General features: G+C 66.2%; 13 protein-coding genes. 11 read left to right on the top strand and 2 right to left on the bottom strand.

The features are described from left to right. Positions 1-156 precede the first annotated feature (156 nt). From J6595_RS19075 to J6595_RS19060, 4 genes are all read left to right on the top strand, one after another. A complete protein-coding gene (locus J6595_RS19075; RefSeq protein WP_209596707.1) occupies positions 157-1,029 on the top strand; it encodes a shikimate dehydrogenase in 873 nt (290 codons plus the stop codon). 263 nt (positions 1,030-1,292) lie between these two features. Continuing rightward, positions 1,293-3,188 carry a bifunctional sugar phosphate isomerase/epimerase/4-hydroxyphenylpyruvate dioxygenase family protein gene (locus tag J6595_RS19070; protein ID WP_209596706.1) on the top strand — a complete coding sequence of 632 codons (1,896 nt, stop codon included), beginning with the start codon at positions 1,293-1,295 and terminating at the stop codon, positions 3,186-3,188. 425 nt (positions 3,189-3,613) lie between these two features. Next, positions 3,614-4,075: a hypothetical protein gene (locus J6595_RS19065; RefSeq protein ID WP_209596703.1), complete on the top strand. Its 462-nt coding sequence runs from the start codon at positions 3,614-3,616 to the stop codon at positions 4,073-4,075. After that, positions 4,072-4,659: an RES family NAD+ phosphorylase gene (locus J6595_RS19060; protein WP_245198860.1), complete on the top strand. Its 588-nt coding sequence runs from the start codon at positions 4,072-4,074 to the stop codon at positions 4,657-4,659. The genes J6595_RS19065 and J6595_RS19060 overlap by 4 nt, the downstream gene beginning before the upstream one ends. Before the next feature lie 31 nt (positions 4,660-4,690). Here the strand turns inward: J6595_RS19060 and J6595_RS19055 are convergent, their stop codons facing one another. Next, the gene (locus J6595_RS19055; RefSeq protein WP_209596701.1) at positions 4,691-7,834 is read right to left on the bottom strand and encodes an efflux RND transporter permease subunit; all 3,144 of its coding nucleotides are present in this window, start codon (positions 7,832-7,834) and stop codon (positions 4,691-4,693) included. 6 nt (positions 7,835-7,840) lie between these two features. Then, complete coding sequence (locus J6595_RS19050; protein ID WP_209596699.1) at positions 7,841-9,313, bottom strand: efflux RND transporter periplasmic adaptor subunit; 1,473 nt, start codon at positions 9,311-9,313, stop codon at positions 7,841-7,843. A 97-nt stretch (positions 9,314-9,410) separates the two neighbouring features. On the opposite strand from J6595_RS19050, the gene J6595_RS19045 reads away from it, so the two are divergent. The 7 genes from J6595_RS19045 to J6595_RS19015 all read left to right on the top strand — a co-directional run. Next, entirely contained in the window at positions 9,411-9,878 is a 468-nt protein-coding gene (locus J6595_RS19045; RefSeq protein ID WP_209596697.1) for a MarR family winged helix-turn-helix transcriptional regulator, read from the top strand. A gap of 427 nt (positions 9,879-10,305) precedes the next feature. Further along, the gene (repA, locus tag J6595_RS19040; protein WP_209596695.1) at positions 10,306-11,601 is read left to right on the top strand and encodes a plasmid partitioning protein RepA; all 1,296 of its coding nucleotides are present in this window, start codon (positions 10,306-10,308) and stop codon (positions 11,599-11,601) included. Between the two features lie 226 nt (positions 11,602-11,827). Then, positions 11,828-12,979, top strand: coding sequence for a plasmid partitioning protein RepB (gene repB / locus J6595_RS19035; RefSeq protein ID WP_209596693.1), 1,152 nt, complete (start codon positions 11,828-11,830; stop codon positions 12,977-12,979). A 232-nt stretch (positions 12,980-13,211) separates the two neighbouring features. Continuing rightward, the gene (locus J6595_RS19030; protein ID WP_342453248.1) at positions 13,212-14,180 is read left to right on the top strand and encodes a helix-turn-helix domain-containing protein; all 969 of its coding nucleotides are present in this window, start codon (positions 13,212-13,214) and stop codon (positions 14,178-14,180) included. Positions 14,181-14,809: 629 nt separating this feature from the next. Then, on the top strand, positions 14,810-15,061 hold the full coding sequence (locus J6595_RS19025; protein ID WP_209596691.1) for a hypothetical protein: 252 nt from the start codon (positions 14,810-14,812) through the stop codon (positions 15,059-15,061). Between the two features lie 351 nt (positions 15,062-15,412). Continuing rightward, complete coding sequence (locus J6595_RS19020; RefSeq protein WP_209596689.1) at positions 15,413-16,831, top strand: surface lipoprotein assembly modifier; 1,419 nt, start codon at positions 15,413-15,415, stop codon at positions 16,829-16,831. An 11-nt stretch (positions 16,832-16,842) separates the two neighbouring features. Further along, positions 16,843-18,406, top strand: a 1,564-nt coding sequence (locus J6595_RS19015) for a FecR family protein (protein ID WP_209596687.1), incomplete at its 3' end; no start/stop codon positions are given.

Below are 18,406 nucleotides of genomic sequence, written 5' to 3'. Positions count from 1 at the left end.
GACTCTGCATGGACGCAGCGGCCAATCTCCGACGTTTGAACTTGCGCGGCGCAGACGGTTCGAGAACCAGTGTGCAAAACCGCCGATCTCCCCCCTTGTGGGGGAGATGTCCGCCCTTCGACAAACGCTCAGGAGGGCAGAGGGGGGTCGCCGAACATGAACTCCGACCTTATCGTCTCCTCCGCCCTCGGCACCCCGAAAACCCTCACCCTCGGCCTGATCGGCCAGGGCATCGCTCTGTCGCGGACGCCGGCGATGCAGGAGGCCGCCGGCGAGGGACACGGTTTTCGCACCGTCTACCGGCTGTTCGACACCGGCACGATGGCGAGCCCGCCGCCTCTGCCCGATCTCCTGAAGGCGATGGAGCTGACCGGCTATGCCGGGCTCAACATCACCTATCCCTACAAGATCGCCGTGACCGAGCATCTCGACGAACTCGGCCCCGAGGCCGAGGCGTTGGGAGCTGTCAACACGATCGTGTTCCAGAACGGAAAGCGCATCGGCCACAACACCGATCTCGGCGGCTTTTCCGACAGCTTCGCCGAGGAGATGGCCGGGGCGAAGCGACGGCGCGTCCTGCAGATCGGCGCCGGCGGCGCGGGGATGGCGGTCGCCTTCGCCCTTCTCGAGAACGGCGTCGAGGAACTCTGCGTCTTCGATATCGACCGGCTGCGGGCCGAAAGCCTCGTCGCCGCCGCCGCCGCGCGTTTCGGCGCGGATCGCATCCGCCTCGTCCATGATGTCGAGGGCAGCTATGACGGTATCGTCAACGCCACCCCCATCGGCACCGACAAGCGGCCGGGCGTCCCCTACCCCGTCGAGCGGCTGAACCGGGATATGTTCGTCGCCGACGTGAACTATTTTCCGCTGGAGACGGCATTGGTAAAGGCGGCCAGGGCGGCGGGCTGCCGGGCGATGGGCGGCGCCGGCATGGCCGTCGGCCAGGCGGTGCGGTCGTTTCAGCACTTCACCGGGCTCGAGGCCGACCGGGAGCGGATGATGGCGCGGTTTCTGGCGCTGGGGGCTTGAGGGGTGAGGGTGGCGCGGCACCCCCCTCTGTCCTGCCGGACATCTCCCCCACAAGGGGGGAGATCAGTCTCGCACAGACCCTCCCGCCAGACGTCGAAGGCTGACACTCGCGCCATCGCCGCAATCGGCGCGGCGACATTTGCAGCTGCCGATCTCCCCCCTTGTGGGGGAGATGCCGGCAGGCAGAGGGGGGTGCTGCGCGACATCCAAGGCAAGAACACCGCCCTCATTGAGACGGACCCCCCCACCCAAGGAGCCACCCCATGAAAACGGCGATCGCGACGGTTTCGATCTCGGGCGACTTCACCGAAAAGCTCGCCGCCATCGCAAAGGCTGGCTTTTCCGGCATCGAGATCTTCGAGAACGACTTTCTCGCCTTCGACGGCGGGCCCCGCGAGGTCGGCCGGATGGTGCGTGACCACGGCCTCGAAATCTCGCTCTACCAGCCCTTCCGTGATTTCGAGGGCATGCCCGAGCCGCAGCGACAGCGCGGGTTCGACCGGGCCGAGCGCAAGTTCGACGTGATGGAGGAGCTCGGCACCGACCTGATGCTCGTCTGCTCCAACGTCTCGCCCATCTCGCTCGGCGGCATCGACCGGGCCGCCGCCGACTTCGCCGAACTCGGCGAGCGGGCGCAAAAGCGGGGCCTGAAAGTCGGCTACGAGGCGCTCGCCTGGGGCCGTCACGTCAGCGACCATCGCGACGCCTGGGAGATCGTGCGCCGCGCCGACCATCCCGCCGTCGGCCTCGTCCTCGACAGCTTTCACACGCTGGCAAGGGGCATCGATCCGGAAACGATCCGGCGCATCCCCGGCGACAGGATCGCCTTCATCCAGCTCGCCGACGCGCCGAAGATCGACATGGATCTCCTCTATTGGAGCCGGCATTTCCGCAACATGCCCGGCGAAGGCGATCTCGACGTTCCCGCCTTCATGCGCGCCGTCATGGCGACGGGCTACACCGGCGTCGTCTCGCTGGAGATCTTCAACGACCAGTTCCGTGGCGGTTCGCCGAAATCGATCGCCATCGACGGCTACCGCTCGCTGATGAACCTGATGGACGGCGTGCGCCGCGACGAGCCGGGCGTTGCGATCGACATTCCTGACATGCCGCCGCGCATCGAAGCCGGCGGCATCGAATTCGTCGAGTTCACCGCAGACGAGGCCGAGGCCGAGGAGCTCGGCGGGCTTTTCACCGCCATGGGCTTCGCCAAAGCCGGCCAGCACGTGACGAAGGACGTCACCCTCTATCGCCAGGGCGAGATCAACCTCGTCGTCAACACCGAGCGCGAGGGCTTTGCCCATTCGGCCTATCTCGTCCACGGCACCAGCGTCTGCGACATCGGCCTGAAGGTCGAGGACGCGGAAGCGACGCTGACGCGTGCCCGGGCGATGAAGGTCGAGCCCTTCGAGCAGCCGGTGGGGCCGGGCGAATTGAAGATCCCGGCGATCCGGGGCGTCGGCGGCGGGCTGGTGCATTTTCTCGATGCGACGAGCGACCTCAGAAACGTCTGGGACGTCGAGTTCCGCACCGCGGAGCCGGTCGAGGCAAGCGGAGACGCCGGCCTCACCCGCATCGATCATCTCGCCCAGACGATGAATTACGAGGAAATGCTGACCTGGGCGCTGTTCTACACGGCGATCTTCGAGACGAGGCGCACGCCCATGGTCGACATCGTCGATCCGGGCGGCCTCGTCAGGAGCCAGGCGATCGAGACCGCCGACGGGGCGCTGCGCATCACGCTGAACGGGGCCGAAAACCGCAAGACGCTGGCCGGCCACTTCATCGCCGAAAGCTTCGGCTCGTCGGTCCAGCACATCGCCTTTCAGACCGGCGACATCTTCGCGACGGCCGAGCGGCTGAAACAGGCCGGGTTCCGGCCGCTGGCGATCAGCCAGAACTACTATGACGACCTCGAAGCGCGGTTCGGCCTCGAACCCGACTTCGCCGACCGGCTGAGAGCGGAAAACATCCTCTACGACCGCGACGGCGAGGGCGGCGAGTATTTCCAGCTCTATAGCCCGAACTATGGCGAAGGCTTCTTCTTCGAGATCGTCGAGCGACGCGGCGGCTATGACGGCTACGGCGCCGCCAACGCCCAGTTCCGCATCGCAGCCCAAAAGCGCAGCCTGAGACCGCGCGGCATGCCGCGAGGCTGAGGCGGGCAAGCCACATGCGTCACGTTTCGGGCGCCACGTTCCAGCCTCACCGCCGGGGGCGAGCCGGATGATCCGCGATGAAAGAGTGGCCGCCAACCCCAAAGCCTCGTCATCCCGGCCCCCGAGCCGGGACCCATTCCTCTGCATCGACGTCGCCTCTCCGGTGCAGACAAATCAGGCAGTCGGCACACCGCCGCCGCGGCAACGGGTTCGGCGGTTTGGAATGGATCCCGGGTCAAGCCCGGGATGACGAAGCGGTGAGGAGCGCGGTCGCTCCGACCGCCGCCGTCGTGGCGCTTGGTTGCGGTGGGCCACGTCCGAGATACGAACATCGAGCGCGGCTGCAAGCCACGCTTGGAGCCAGCGGCCCGATTGTCCAAATTGTCGAAGTTGACACTTTCCCCGCCCCGCCTCATATTCCTGCCATGAGCAACGCCTCCCTCGCCCCCCTCCCCTTGGACGATCTGTCCGACGCCTTCGCGCCGGATGCCCGGGCGCGCGCCATCTTGCGCGGGCGCCGGATGCTGCGCGAGGATCTGAAGAGCGCCGGCGGCACCTATGATCTTGGCGAGGTCTGCGAGCTTCTGGGAGCGATCTCCCGGCAGGCGGTCGACAAGAAGGTGCGCGAGGGCGCGCTTCTCGCCGTTCCCGGCCCCGGCAATCGCCGGCGCTATCCGACCGTCCAGTTCGATGGCGAGGGCCGGCTGGTGAAGGGGCTGCGCGAGGTGCAGGCGGCGCTGCCGACCGACAATCCGTGGATGGTCCTGAACTTCCTGGTCAATCCGGACGCCCGATTGGGGAACCGGCCGCCGGTCGCGCTGCTCCGGCAGGGCCGGATCGGCGAGGTGGTCGAGGCCGCGAGGCGGTTGGGCGAACAGGGGGCTTGAGCCCGCCGCTGCCACCGGCCGATTTCGCCAGCGGCGAGCCGAATGTCGTCCGGCTGGCGGCGGAAACGGATCTGCACCGCTTCTACACCGCCATCCACCACCCGGTGCATTACGACGTCTCGCTCATGGGGCGGCTGAACGCGCCGGACGGCTCCTATGGCGTGCTCTACGCCGCGGCGGCCCGCGAAGGCGCCTTCGCCGAAACCTTCCTGCGCAGCCCGGGCCGCACGCTGCTGGCCGGCGATTTCATTGCCCGCAAGGCTTATGTCCGGCTGCGCATAATGCGCGAGCTGCGGCTGGTGCAGCTTCACGGCAACGGGCTTGCCCGGATCGGCGCGACGGCGGAAGTCACCCATGGCGGCCTGCCCTACGATGCGCCGCAGGCCTGGTCGGCGGCGATCCACGCCCATCCGGGACAGTTCGACGGGATCGCCTATCGCGCCCGCCACGACGACGGCCAGATCGCCTACGCGCTGTTCGACCGAGCGAGCAATGCCGTCCAGGTGGCCGCACGGACCGCCAATCTCCAAACGAGCTGGTTCTTCGGCCTCCTCGACCATTACGGCGTCGGTCTCGCACCCTGATCCGCCGGCACATGCCGGCAGATCCACGCGCTCATTCCGCCGGTGCGACCTCATGCTGCTGCCGGCCCTTGCCGCGGCGGCTGCGGACCCATTCGGTGACGCTCATCACCAGGACGTAGAACAGCGGCACGAAGAACACGCCGAGCACCGTCGCCGCGATCATGCCGCCCATGACGCCGATGCCGATCGCCCGCTGGGCGCCCGAGCCCGCGCCCGTCGCGATGGCGAGCGGCGTGACGCCGAGGATGAAGGCGAAGGACGTCATCAGGATCGGCCGCAGGCGCATGCGCGCGGCGTGCAGCGTCGCCTCGATCAGCTTCTGGCCTTCCTTCCTGAGGTCCTGGGCGAATTCGACGATCAGGATGGCGTTCTTGGCCGCGAGCCCCATCGTCGTCAAAAGCCCGACCTTGAAGTAGATGTCGTTGTCCTGGCCGGTCAGATAGGCCGCCAGCACCGCGCCGAAGACGCCGACGGGCAAGACGAGGATGACCGAGAAGGGGATCGACCAGCTCTCGTAGAGCGCGGCGAGGCAGAGGAAGACGACGACAATCGAGATCGCGTAGAGCGACGTCGACTGCGAGCCCGACAGCCGCTCCTGATAGGACTGGCCGGTCCAGGCGACGGTGAAGCCGCCATCGAGCTTGGAGACGAGTTCCTGCATCCGGTTCATCGCCTGACCGGAGCTCAGCCCTTCGGCCGGGGAGCCCTGAATCTCGACCGCCGAGATGCCGTTGTAGCGCTGGCGCTGCGGCGCCCCTTTGGTCCAGCTCGTCTTGGTGAAGGCCGAGAACGGCACCATCTCGCCGGAATCGTTGCGAACATACCAGCGATTGATGTCGTTCGGCGTCATGCGGAAGGGCGCATCGGCCTGGACATAGACCTTCTTGACGCGGTCCTTGTTGAGGAAGTCGTTGACGTAGCTGCCGGCCCAGGCGGTCGAGAGCGTCGTGTTGATGTCGGAAACGCTGACACCAAGCGCTCCGGCGAGGCGATCGTCGATGTCGATCTTGAACTGCGGCTGCTGCGACTGGCCGCTGCGGCGCACGGCGGACAGCTGGGAGTCGGAATTGGCCTCGGCGATCAGCTGGCCCGTCGCCGCCTCGAGCTTGTCGTAGCCAACCCCGCCCGTATCCCTCAGATACATGTCGAAACCCCCGGCGGTGCCGAGGCCGCGAATGGCCGGCGGCGACAGCGCGATCACCGTCGCGTCGCGGATCTGCGAGAACGCCCCCATCGCCCGGCCCGCGATCGCGCTGGCGGCGGCGGAAGCGGCGGTGCGATCGTCGAAATCCTTCAGCTTGACGAAGACGAGGGCGTTGTTCTGCCCCGAGCCGGAAAAGGAGAAGCCGAGCGCGGCGAAGACGCTGGCGACGTTGGCCTTTTCCTTGTCGAGATAATATTGCTCGACCTGCTGCACCACTTCCTTGGTGCGCTCGTTGGTGGCGCCGGGCGGCAGCTGGATCATGGTCATCAGGACGCCCTGGTCCTCTTCCGGCAGGAAGGAGCTCGAAAGGCTCGAAAACACGTACCAGGCGCCGCCGCAGATCAGGACGAAGACGACGAGGAGCGGCAGCGGCCGCCGCGAGAAGGTCCCGACCCCGCCGACATAGCCGTTGGTCAGCTTCGAGAAGCCGCTGTTGAAGCCGCGAAAGAAGAAATTCTTGCGCTTGCCGTGGGTGGGTTTCAGGATCGTGGCGCAGAGCGCCGGGGTGAGCACGATCGCCACCAGGACGGAGAGCAGCATCGCCGAGACGATGGTGATCGAGAACTGCTGGTAGATCACGCCGACCGAACCGCCGAAAAACGCCATCGGCAGGAACACCGCCGAAAGCACCAGCGCGATGCCGACCAGCGCGCCAGTGATCTCCTGCATCGACTTTTCCGTCGCCTCCAGCGGCGAAAGCCCCTCCTCCGTCATCACCCGCTCGACGTTCTCAACGACGACGATGGCGTCATCGACGAGGAGGCCGATGGCCAGCACCATGGCGAACATCGTCAGCGTGTTGATCGAGTAGCCGGCGACGGACAGGACGCCGAAGGTGCCGAGTAGGACGACGGGCACGGCGATCATCGGGATCAGCGTCGCCCGGAAGTTCTGGAGGAAGACCAGCATTACCACGAAGACGAGGGCGATCGCCTCGAACAGCGTGTGATAGACCTTCTCGATGGAGAGCTCGACGAAGGGCGTCGTATCGTAGGGATAGACGATCGAAACGTCGGCAGGCAGCGTCGATTTGAGGTTGTCGAGGGCGGCACGCACGCCTTCGGCGGTGTCGATGGCATTGGCGCCGGAGGCGAGATTGACGCCGAAACCGGCCGCCGGATAGCCGTTGTAGCGGGCCGAGGAATTATAGCTCTCGGCGCCGATCTCGACCCGCGCGACGTCGCCGAGAGTGACGAGCGAGCCGTCGCTTTCGGTCTTCAGGATGATCGAGCGGAACTGCGCGGGCGTCTCGAGCTGCGACTGCGACGTCACCGTGAAGTTCATCTGGGCGGTGGAGGTCTGCGGCAGCGCGCCGAGCTGGCCGACCGAGACCTGAGTGTTCTGGGCCTCGACCGCACTGGTGACGTCCGCCGGCGTCAGCTGGAACTCGGCGAGCTTGGCCGGATCGAGCCAGATGCGCATCGCATAGCCGGAACCGAAGACGTTGAGATCGCCGACGCCTTCGACCCGGCGCACCGGATCTTCCAGATTGGTGGAGATGATGTCGGCAAGGTCGGTCGAGGTGTAGTTCCGGTTGGTCGACGTCAGGGCCGCGACCATGAGAATGCCCGAAGACGACTTGGTGACGGTAACGCCCTGGCTCTGGACCGCCTCGGGAAGCTGGGCCTCGACCTCCGAGAGCTTGTTCTGCGCCTGCACCTGGGCGATGTCCGCGTCGGTCCCGGTCGCAAAGGTCAGCGTGATCGTCGCCTGGCCCGAATTGGTCGAGGAGGACGACATGTAGATCAGATTGTCGAGACCGGTCATGTTCTGCTCGATGACCTTGGTCACCGAGTTCTCGACGGTCTCGGCGCTCGCCCCCGGATAGGTCGCGGAGATCGACACGGACGGCGGCGCGACGTCCGGATACTGGGCGATCGGCAGCTGGTAGAGCGCCAGCGTGCCGAACAGCATGATGCCGATGGCGATGACCCAGGCAAAGACCGGGCGGTGGATGAAGAAGCTGGCCATCAGCGCCTACTCCCCGCCGCCGTTGGCGGTGCCTGCGCTCTTGTCGCCACCACCGGATGCCGCTTCCGGCTTCTGTTCGGCGGCGGTGGCCTGCCCCGCCTTCGTCTGTGTCGCCTGGGACGTCGTCGCCTGATCGCCGTCGCTCGCTTTCGCAGTTTCGGCGGACGTCGCCTTGCCGTCGTCCGCCCCGCCCTTTGCCGAGGCCGGCGACTGGTCCTGGTCCGAGGCCTGCTCGACGAGGCCGTCGTCATTGACGGTCACGGCGACGGGCGTGACCTTGGCGCCGTCGCGGATCTTCTGCAGCCCGTCGACGATCAGCTTGTCGCCCTTCTCAACGCCCTTGGTCACCCACCACTGATTGCCGATGTCGGTCGAGATTTCGAGCACCCGCGTCTCGACCGTGCCGTCCTCCTTGACGAACATCGCCGTCGGCTCGCCCTTGGCATTGCGCGAGACCGCGCGCTGCGGCAGCAGGAAGCCGTTCTCGTCGACCGCAAGGCGGATGGTGCCGCGCACATACATGCCCGGCAGCAGGACGTTTTCGGGATTGGGAAAGCGCGTGCGCACCGTGAAGCTCGAGGTCGTCTCGGAGACATACTGATCGGCCGCGTCGATCGTCCCCGTCTCGGGATAGGACGAGCCGTCGGCGAACTGGATCTTGACGACGGCCTTGCCCGGATTTTCGGGCCCGACCAGCGCCTTCACCCCGCCGCGACGGATCTGGTCGCGGAACTTCATCAGATTGCCGGAGGATTCGGTGAAATCGACATAGACCGGATCGATCTGGCGGATCGTCGCGAGCGCGTCGGTCTGGTCGGCGGTGACGAGATTGCCGGGCTCGGTCGGATCGGTGCCGACGCGTCCGGTGATCGGCGCCTCGATGGAGGTGTAGTTCAAATTGAGCTGGGCGGTCTCGAGCGCAGCCTGCGCCACCGCCACGTCGGCCTTGGCCTGAAGATAGGTCGAGCGCGCGGAATCGCGGTCGGACTGGCTGATGACGTCGTTCTTTCCCAGATCCTGATAGCGCTGATATTGCAGCTGCGCCGTGGTCAGGGCCGCCTGGTTCTTTTCCAGCGTCGCCTTCGCCGAATCCACCTCGGCCTTGTAGGAGCGATCGTCCAGCTTGTAGAGGACCTGGCCCTTCTCGACCTTGGTGCCCTGTTCGAACAGCCGCTCGGTGATCAGTCCGCCGACCTGCGGACGCACCTGCGCCGTCTGGAAGGAGACCACGCGTCCAGCGACATTTGCGGTGATGGTCACCGGCTGCGGCTCGACGGTGACGACGCCGACCTTGGTGGGCCCGGCTTGTCCGCCAGGCGCGCCGCCTGCGCCCTTTGCGGCAGAGCCGCCCGAGCCTTCGGAGCCGCCGCTGTCGGAACAGGCGCCCAAAGCTGCAAGGACGATCACGAGCGCGGCAAGCGGAGCAATGCGACGAAACGGAGCGGGTTTCGCACCCGTTTCTAGCTGGGGTCGTCTCATGCAGCTCTTCTCCATGCGCGGTTGCAGCCGCCGGCTTGACGCGGCGACGACGAGCGCTCATTTGATGCATCATTGCATCTCATGCAAGGAAGAAAGAATGTCACACCCCGGCCATTGCGAAATCGTGAATGCGTTTCATCACCTGCACGGGGCGGTGATGTCTCACGTTTTCCCGCACATGGCACGGTTCCTGAAAGGCCAGGACATTTCCTTCCAGCATCTCGTGGCGATGTTCAGGATTCGTATCGAAGGGCCGCAAAGCGTCGCTGCGATCGCCAAGGAAGTGGAATTGACCCACACGGCGGCAAGTCGTCTGGTCGATCGGCTCGTCAAGGCCGGCCTTCTCGACCGGGCCGAGAACCCGGAGGATCGCCGGCAGAAACGTTTGACCCTGACGCCGAAAGGGTTTGCCCTGCTCGAGGAGTTTCCGGCCGTCACCCTGCGAAGCTATCAGGCGATCCTCGCGAAGCTTCCCGAAGACGTGCTTGCGCAGCTCTCCGGCCCAATGGCCGAATTGTCCGCGTTCATCCCGCCGCCTCCCCCTCCCGCGGAGCGCGAGGGGTAAGGCACCGCCGGCGAGCGGGCCGTGCGGAGCTGTTATCGCGACCGGCTCCTGCCGCTGACCCCGGTTTTCCCTGACTTGTCCCGGCCCTCGCCTGCCCGGCTTGCAGCACCCGCTCGATGCCCGACAGGAGCAAGTTGCGCCCGGCACAAGCTTGCGCGAGGATTGCGCCGCTTGTCCTGCCGCTTGACTCGACTCACCGGCTTGACCATCGTCCCATTTACGGAAAACAAGCGTCGATCCATCTTCAGGGCGTAACAAAAGTCGAAGCCCGCAGCTCTGTTGGTCGAACGTCGTTCCGGGCGATCGCCGGCAGGGTGTCACCCGTCTTGCCGCGACTCGCGCCGAGGCCGGGCTCGACGATGGAGCCCCCGCCCACCCGGCCGACCATGGCCGGCTTCGACGGGAGAGGACGAGAAAGGCGCTTGCCATGACGAGTGACGAGACCGGCCCCGCCGACGTGGCGGGCCGAACGAGGGAAGAGACGCAAAAGGTGGCAAAAGCGGCAAAGGGAGCGACTCCTGCAGCGATCGGTCCGGCCGACGAGGCGATCGCGCGCGACGCGGAGCTGTTGTCGGCGCAGCTTTCCCAGATGCGCGAGCGGCTGTTTCCGCCATCGGCCAAGAAGGCGCTGCGCCCCTTCACCTCAGGCGAAGCGGCCAAGCTGATCGGCGTTTCGGACGGCTATCTGCGCCAGCTGTCGATCTCCGGCGAGGGCCCGCAGCCCGAAACCGGCGCCGGCGGGCGGCGCTCCTACCGCCTCGAGACGATCAACGCCCTTCGCGCCTATCTCGCCGCCCAGCACGAGAAGGGCAGCCCCAAGGCGCGACAGTATCTCAAATGGCGCGAGCCCGGCGAACATCTGCAGATCCTGGCCGTCACCAATTTCAAGGGCGGCTCCGGCAAGACCACCACCTCGGCCCATCTGGCGCAATATCTGGCGCTTGAGGGCTACCGGACGCTGGCCATCGATCTCGATCCGCAGGCCTCGTTTTCCGCGCTTCTGGGCTATCAGCCCGAGCTCGATCTTTCGGGCAACGACACGCTTTACGGCGCGATCCGCTACGACGAGATGCGCCGTCCGCTCGCAGAGATCCTGCGCCCGACCTATTTCGACGGCCTGTCGCTGGTGCCCGGCAATCTGGAACTCCAGGAATTCGAGCACACGACGCCGCGCCAGCTCGCCGAGCGGGGGACGGCCGAAGATCTGCCCTTCTTTGCGCGGATCGGCGCGGTGATCGCGGAAGTCGAGGCCGATTTCGACGTCGTCGTGATCGACTGCCCGCCACAGCTTGGCTTTCTCACCCTCGGCGCGCTCTGCGCGGCGACCTCGGTCGTCGTCACGGTCCATCCGCAGATGCTCGACGTCGCCTCGATGAGCCAGTTCCTGTTCATGACCGCCGATCTTCTGGCGGTGGTGCGCGAATCGGGGGCCGAACTCGGCTTCGACTTCCTGCGCTATCTCGTCACCCGCTACGAGCCCCATGACGGGCCACAGGCCCAGATCGCCGGCTTTCTGCGCGCCCAGTTCGGCGACCGGGTGCTGACCAACGCGATGCTGAAATCGACGGCGATCTCCGATGCCGGCCTCACCAAGCAGACGCTCTACGAGGTCGGCCGCGAGAACTTCACCCGCGGAACCTACGACCGCGCGATGGAGTCGCTCCAGGCGGTCAATGGCGAAGTCGAGGAACTGATTCGCGCGGCCTGGGGGCGGCAGAAATGATGATAAGTTTTTCTTCGGCAGGCCTCGCCTCCCTCGCCTCCGGCGCTTGTAAAACGCCAGCCGCCGCAATCGCTTGCGGCGGTTTTTCGGTGCCGGAAACGGCCGGTCGAAAGGCGCGATCGGCAAAAACTTATCCCCACCCCCTTCGCCCGGGGCCATCATGCCGGGCGCGCCGCGGCATGGGGCCGTCGGCGCAGCGGACGGGCAAGGCCAAGGAGGGCTCGCAATGGTGAAACGCAAGGATGCGCTGCGCGCGCTTCTGTCGGGGGACGCCAAGGCCGGCGATCACACGGCGAAGGACGGCGATATCCCGGCTCTGCCCGGCACCGAAGCGGACGGGGCGTCCGGAGCAGGGCCCGCCATGCCGGGTGCTGCGCAAAACCCCTCGCCTGCACCCTCTCCTGCCCCGGCGCGCGACCACGCCCGCTCCGGCGCGATCAACGCCATGCGGGCGTCCTGGGGCGAGCTGCAGAAACAGGCGGATGCGGCAAGGCAACTGCGTGAGGAGGCGATGAGCGGCGGCCATGTGATCCTCGTCGATCCGCAGATGATCCTGCCCTCGCCGGTGGTCGACCGGCTGTCGCGGGCCGGCGAGCTCGATCCCGGCTTTGCCGGGCTGAAAGCCTCGATCGCGGCCGACGGCCAGAGCGTGCCGGTGCTGCTTCGCCCCCATTGCGACCCGGCCAAGGCGGAAGAGGGTCTGTTCGAGACCGCCTATGGCCATCGCCGGGTTCGGGCGGCGCGCGATCTCGGGCTGAAGGTCCGGGCGATCATCCGCCCTTTGTCCGACGACGAACTGGTGCTGGCGCAAGGGCGGGAGAACGCCGAGCGGCGCGATCTCAGCTTCATCGAGCGGGCGTTCTTCGCCAAGGGGCTGGAAGCGCGCGGCTTCTCCCGCGAGACGATGCAGTCGGCGCTCGGGATCGACAAGTCCGAGCTGACGAGGCTCCTGCAGGTGGCCGAGCGCATCCCCCACGCGATTGCCCGGGCGGTCGGCCCGGCGCCCAAGGCCGGGCGCCCCCGTTGGGGCGAGATCGGCGAGACGCTGGCAGACATGCCGGGCAAGGAGCACGCGCTGGAGTTCGTCCATAGCGGCGAATTCCAGTCGCTGGCAGATTCCGACGAACGGTTTGCCGCGCTCTACAAGCACATGCAGCGCGGCGCCAAGGGGCGGAAGCCCGCCGGCGAAAAGACCGTGAAGAGCGAAGACGGGGCAGTGCTGGCGCTGGTCAAGACCGGCCCGCGCGCGCGCCCATCGCTCGCCTTTCAGACCGGCGACGGCGCCGCCTTTTCGGATTTCGTCGCAGCAAGGCTGCCCGACCTCTACCGCGCCTTCAAGGCGCAGGAGGCCGAAGCCGAAAGCGACCCACCGGCCTGAACCGGCCGAACGAGTTTCACCGCCCCGGCGGCCTCAGGGTCGCGCGGGGCACGATGCGGCAGCAAACGGAGACGCGAAACCGGCAAAAGAAAAGGCCCCGAAGCGGGAGCCGCAACAGGACCTGATCTCAAAGACTAGACACCTTTCGATCTAGGCCCTTCCGACTCACTCGTCAAGCATCACTGCGGTTTCCCGCCACGGGTCCGGTTTGCCTCGCGCAAGGAAGCGACACGTGACGGAACAAGGATGGCGTGCGCCCGGCGCACGCAGGGGGCTCGACCGCGAAGCGGCGTTCGGGCCAGCGATCACTCATGCCCAGATGACGGCGTCGGCCGAAACCGGCAACGGCGGGTCCGGCTATGATGGGCCGACGCATCCGGCGGACGACTGCGCTGCTGATGAAGAGTCGGCGTGCCAGGCACCCTCACCGATCTTCACCGCCAGAGCGGCGATCTGGCGGGAATTTCATGCCGGAGCGATCTCGCTGAGCGAAGCCGAACGGCGCTCGCGCGAGATCGGTGCCGGTCTCGATACGGTCGCAGCTGCATTGTCGCCGGTTGCAGGCAAGGCGAAAGGCCTGGCTCATCCGCCAGCCGCGCGGCCGAGAGCCCTCCGTCCGGCGCCGCGGGCCTCGCGGCAATATGCCAATGCGATCGCCACGACCGCGATGCGCGACGACCGGCTGACGCCTGGCGCCAAGGCGCTGCTCGTGGTCCTGCGCGCGCGCTGCGGCAAGGGCCGGGTGACGGCTGCCGCCAAGGCGACGCTGGCGGCGACCATGCATCGCTCCTCACGCACCATCCGCCGTTATCTGATCGACCTCGAACGCTTCGGCTACATCGCCTCGCGCATCCGCAAGACGGCGAGGGGATTTCACACCGGTCTCGTCATCACGCTGACCGACAAGGTGCTTCCCTTCTTCGCCGATCATTCCGGCCTCGCCGCCTGGCTCTCCGAGGCGCCGGAGCGCCAGACCATCCCGTTCGAGCCCTTCGCCGCGACGAGCCGGGCCGGGCGCTCCGCCGCCCTCGCACCATCGCACGCAGCGCTGCCCGGCATGACCCGAGCAACGCCGCCGGACCGGCGTTTGCAGGGTATGACACCTCTGTCATCCAACAACCAATTCCATCAAGATTCTCTCTTGCAGGATAGATTTGGCCGGGAGAGACCGGGCGGCATTTGGGGCAAAAGAAGCGGATAAGGCTTCTCAGGAACTGCGACCCACAGCACTGATGCAAAAACCGACGGTCATGGACCAACCGAGTGAGGGCGCTTGTCCGAAAGGCGCGTGTCCCTGTCGGCCGTTGACAGCTGCCAACGCCAACAGCATCGCGTCTGATGCAACGCAACCGCGCCCGCCGCGACGAAGAGAGGCTCGCGGCACATCGTCCCGATCCGCGCGCAGGCCCGAGTTACCCAAGAGCGCGCAGGATGGGCGCTCGCCCATGGGCTCGTTGGCAGCTGTCAACGAGGTCCAGATGCGCCCGTGAATGATCGATGCAATCCACGGGCAGGGATCGTCTGCTCATCCAGACCGGGCCCTGACAGCTCGCGCATCAAAGCTTTTCAGCCGCGGGAACGCCTGCGGACGGGAAGCGCAGATCAGACCGGTCGCTACATTTCACCTCGGTGAGGCATTGCTCATCGAAAGACAGCGCGCGCGAAGCCAGTTCGCAGCGATCGTCCTTGCGATCTTGCGCCATAAGCACGGCCCCTCGCAATCAGACCCGACCGGACGCCATTCAGTGCGACCTCCGCGATGGTCGCGAAACTGAAATTTCTCTTGGCATGACGACGCGCGCTCTCCATTGCGGCCGATCGGCTCGGCCAATGAACCGCACCGACCAGCAGAACAGCAAGAGATCAGAATGGGCGCTAATTGCGAGCAAAGCATTCGCCCCCGAACCACCGAGGGAACAGCAATTTCCCAATAGTTCCCGCCGCTTCGCGATTTCATGGCCAAGTGACGCAACTGCCGTTTTGAATGAATTCGGAAATTGTGGCGGAATTGGCACTTTACTTCTCGGATTGACCATTCGTAATTTTCCCCCATTGCAACAACAAGCAAGTGACTCGCAGTGATCGAGGTTTCACTGCGTCCCTGCAGGACGATTGACCGGGAAGATCCAAAACCGCGGATGGATGATCCGCGCGGATCGTCCATGCCCTTTGGGCCGGTTCGAGAGACGGAGCGCGGGAGCCGAAGGGCATCTGCTCCATGACAAGGCAACGGCGCCTGTTTGCGGCGGCGTTTGGGATTTCAGCTTGGCGGTGTCGCCGCGTCAGCTGCGATGCGCCTGCACTGTTTTTTCGTGCGTCAATGTCGAGGGGGAGCGCATCATGCGCAAATGCAAGCGAGGGATCCGGCCCGGTCCGGCCTCATCAGGCGGAGGCGGTCGGACCGTTGCGGCGGCCGGAGAAGCGACCGCGCAAATGACGGGCCTTCGGCGGTGGTCGCGGGCGCTGAAACGGCTGTCCGCCGGATCGCTTCTCGCCGCGAGCCTTGCAGTGGCGCCTGGTCCGGATGCCTTTGCGCAATCGGCCGCGACCACCTCGGCCGAACCCAATGTCGCGCCCCGCGCCGATCCGGCGACGCTCGCACAAATTCAGGCACGGCGCGACGTCCTGTTTGCCAGGATGCTCGCCAATCCCGGCGATCTCGACACGGCCTTCGAATATGCCGCCCTGTCCTCCCAGGCGGGTGATCTGGAAGGCGCGATCGCGACACTGGAACGCATGCTGATCTTCGCGCCGGGCCTGCCGCGGCTGCAGCTCGAGCTTGGCGTCCTCTACTACCGGCTCGGCGCTTACGAGACCGCAAAGACCTATTTCGACGGAGCCATCTCCGGACCGAACGTCCCCGAACCCGTCCGGGCCAAGGTCGAGACCTATCTGGCGGCGATCGACGACAATCAGGCGATCGACACGTTTTCGGGCGTGATCGTCTCCGGCCTGCGCTGGCAGTCGAACGCCAATGCCGCGCCGGGCGATTCCCGCATCCGGCTGAACGGCGTCGACTTCCTCCTGGATGGCTCGGCGCTCGGCAAGTCTGACACGAACGGCTTCGTCGCGGGCAGTTTCCGCTATTTTCGCGATCTCGAGAACCAGGGCGACCGGCTGGAAGCGACGCTGAAGACCTATGGCGCCCTATACGCCGATCAGGACGATCTCAACACCGGTCTCGCCGAGCTGACGCTCGGTCCCGTCTTCGATCTTCAAAGGTTCAGGATCGACGGGGCCTCGCTCGGGCTTTACGGCATTCTCGGCGGGGTGGTGCTCGGCGGCGATCCCTATCTCGCCACCGCCGGCGTCGGGTCCAATTTCGTCAAGCTGCTCGACCGGCGGACGCGGCTCGTCGTCAATGGCGAATACCGCCACGAGAATTTCAAGGACTCCGACCTTCGGCCGACGGTCTCGGACCGCACCGGCGACCGCTTCATCGGCTCGGTCGCGATCCAGCATCAGTTCTCGCCGGCCTTCATCGGCTTTGCCTCGCTCGGCGGTGACCGGCGCGACGCCGATGTCGGCTATGACAGCGTGACCGAGGTCAACCTCTCGGTCGGCGGCAGGCTGAACTTCGCGGCCCCGATCGCAATGCCGACGAACGATCCGTGGACGGCTGGGATCACCCTTGGCTACGTCCATCGCGACTATGACGATCCCGACCCCGTCTTCTCAACGAGCGCCGCGCAGGAGACCGAGGAGGGCTTCGTCGAGGGCACGCTGGAAGTGCCGATCCGCGACAACTGGTCGGTCCAGGCGGCGGCGAGCTATCGCGACGTGCGTTCGAACTACGACCTCTATTCCTACGACAATGTCAGCACCTCGCTCGGCATCGCCAAGCGCTTTTGAGGGAGTTCGCCATGCGTCTGTTTTCCACGCTTTTGACGACCGTCCCGCTCGCGGCCTTCGTCGCGGCGCCGGCCCTGGCGCAGTCCGTCGGCGTGACGTCGGCGGTCAACCAGTCGGCGACGGGGACGCTGCCGGTGCGCACGATCAGCCTCGGCGACAACGTCATCTATAACGAGCAGATCACCACCGACACGATCGGCCTCGTCCAGATCCTCCTGAAGGACGGCACCGCCTTCACCATCGGCCCGCGCTCGCAGATCACCATCGACCGGTTCGTCTACGATCCGGGGGCTGGAACGGCTGAGATCGCCGCGACCATGACCCGCGGCGTCTTCCGCTTCATCGGCGGCAAGACGTCGAAGACCGCGAATGGCGTGACCCTGAACACGCCGGTCGGGACGGTCGGCGTGCGCGGCGCGGTCGTCGATCTCGATCTCGGCGGGGGAGGGGCGCTGACGACCCGCGGCGCCACCTGCCCCTATCCGCAACATATCGACCTGATCTTCGGCAACGAACTGACGGTCTCGGGCGGCGGCGGAGCGCCGCAGCGGGTCTACAAGCCCGGCTATTCGGTCGTGACAGGCGGCGGATCGCGGGGCGTGGTCAGGACACCGCCCGAATGCACCTCCTCCATCCAGCTGGCCCTGTCCGGGCGCCCCGGCGCCAATGGCGGCTCCTCCCGCCAGCCGACGGACGCGATCGTCGTCGCGAGCAATGTCGCCGAGACCAATTCCGCCGTCGCGCCGGCCTTCAACAACCCGCCGACGCCGACCCCGCGCCCCGAACCGCCGACCGAGGCCGCAAACGAGATCGTCGCCGACGCTTCCAAGGACGAGCTGCGCGAGGACGTGGTGGAGGGAACCGGTGGCGGTGAGCTTCGTACCATCCCCGTCCGGGTGCTGACGCCGAATACGAGTTTTTTCAATACGAGCGATCCCGGCAGCGCGGGCATCCTCGGCGGATCACCGCAATTTGACGAAGTCGCTGCGCTGGAGGGACGCCCGGATGCTTCCACGGCGACGGGCGAGGTGCAGCAGGGCACATTGACGCTTCCCATCTATGACGACGCCGGCTTCACCACCCGCCAGATCACGGCGTCCAGCGGAGCGAGCCTTGCCGGCCAGTCGCTGACCGGCGTCGCCTATTCCGGCATCGGTGGCTTTACGACCTATCTCCTGTCGATCGCGGGTGATCTCGGCCAGCCCGTCTATGCCATTCGCGGCACGCCGATGGCCGACACCAGCCTGTTTCGAAACGGTGACATCCGGACCTATTCCTTCACGGTCGATCCGCGCGAAGCCATTCCGGTACCTTTCATGGACGATGTCGGACTGGACTATTCCAACGCCGCCATCACGGATGTGGCCGTCGTCGAGGGATCGGGCGGCGATTCCAATCCACGGCTTTTGCAAAGCTGGCTGGTGATCGACGGGGAGGGGGCCAGTCAGACGAGCGGCGTCGGCGTCAATATCGGGTCGTTCTTCGAAGGGGGCGACGGCGCTTTGCAGTTCAACTCCGGCTCCGGCAGTGGCCGGCGCGGCAGCTATCGCACGGCGAGCGCCGCACCCTCGTCGT

Source organism: Jiella mangrovi, assembly GCF_017815135.1.
Lineage (GTDB): Bacteria > Pseudomonadota > Alphaproteobacteria > Rhizobiales > Rhizobiaceae > Jiella > Jiella mangrovi.
The sequence above is the reverse complement of the archived record's forward strand: the minus strand, read 5'-3'. Positions and strand labels throughout refer to the sequence as shown.

What these genes read in the sequence shown, in the direction of transcription:
- J6595_RS19025 (WP_209596691.1), top strand. Translation starts at nt 14,810, where the DNA reads ATGAACCGCACCGACCAGCAGAACAGCAAGAGATCAGAATGGGCGCTA.
- repB (WP_209596693.1), top strand. Translation starts at nt 11,828, where the DNA reads ATGGTGAAACGCAAGGATGCGCTGCGCGCGCTTCTGTCGGGGGACGCC.
- J6595_RS19070 (WP_209596706.1), top strand. Translation starts at nt 1,293, where the DNA reads ATGAAAACGGCGATCGCGACGGTTTCGATCTCGGGCGACTTCACCGAA.
- J6595_RS19045 (WP_209596697.1), top strand. Translation starts at nt 9,411, where the DNA reads ATGTCACACCCCGGCCATTGCGAAATCGTGAATGCGTTTCATCACCTG.
- J6595_RS19065 (WP_209596703.1), top strand. Translation starts at nt 3,614, where the DNA reads ATGAGCAACGCCTCCCTCGCCCCCCTCCCCTTGGACGATCTGTCCGAC.
- J6595_RS19020 (WP_209596689.1), top strand. Translation starts at nt 15,413, where the DNA reads ATGACGGGCCTTCGGCGGTGGTCGCGGGCGCTGAAACGGCTGTCCGCC.
- J6595_RS19050 (WP_209596699.1), bottom strand. Translation starts at nt 9,313, where the DNA reads ATGAGACGACCCCAGCTAGAAACGGGTGCGAAACCCGCTCCGTTTCGT.
- repA (WP_209596695.1), top strand. Translation starts at nt 10,306, where the DNA reads ATGACGAGTGACGAGACCGGCCCCGCCGACGTGGCGGGCCGAACGAGG.
- J6595_RS19075 (WP_209596707.1), top strand. Translation starts at nt 157, where the DNA reads ATGAACTCCGACCTTATCGTCTCCTCCGCCCTCGGCACCCCGAAAACC.
- J6595_RS19055 (WP_209596701.1), bottom strand. Translation starts at nt 7,834, where the DNA reads ATGGCCAGCTTCTTCATCCACCGCCCGGTCTTTGCCTGGGTCATCGCC.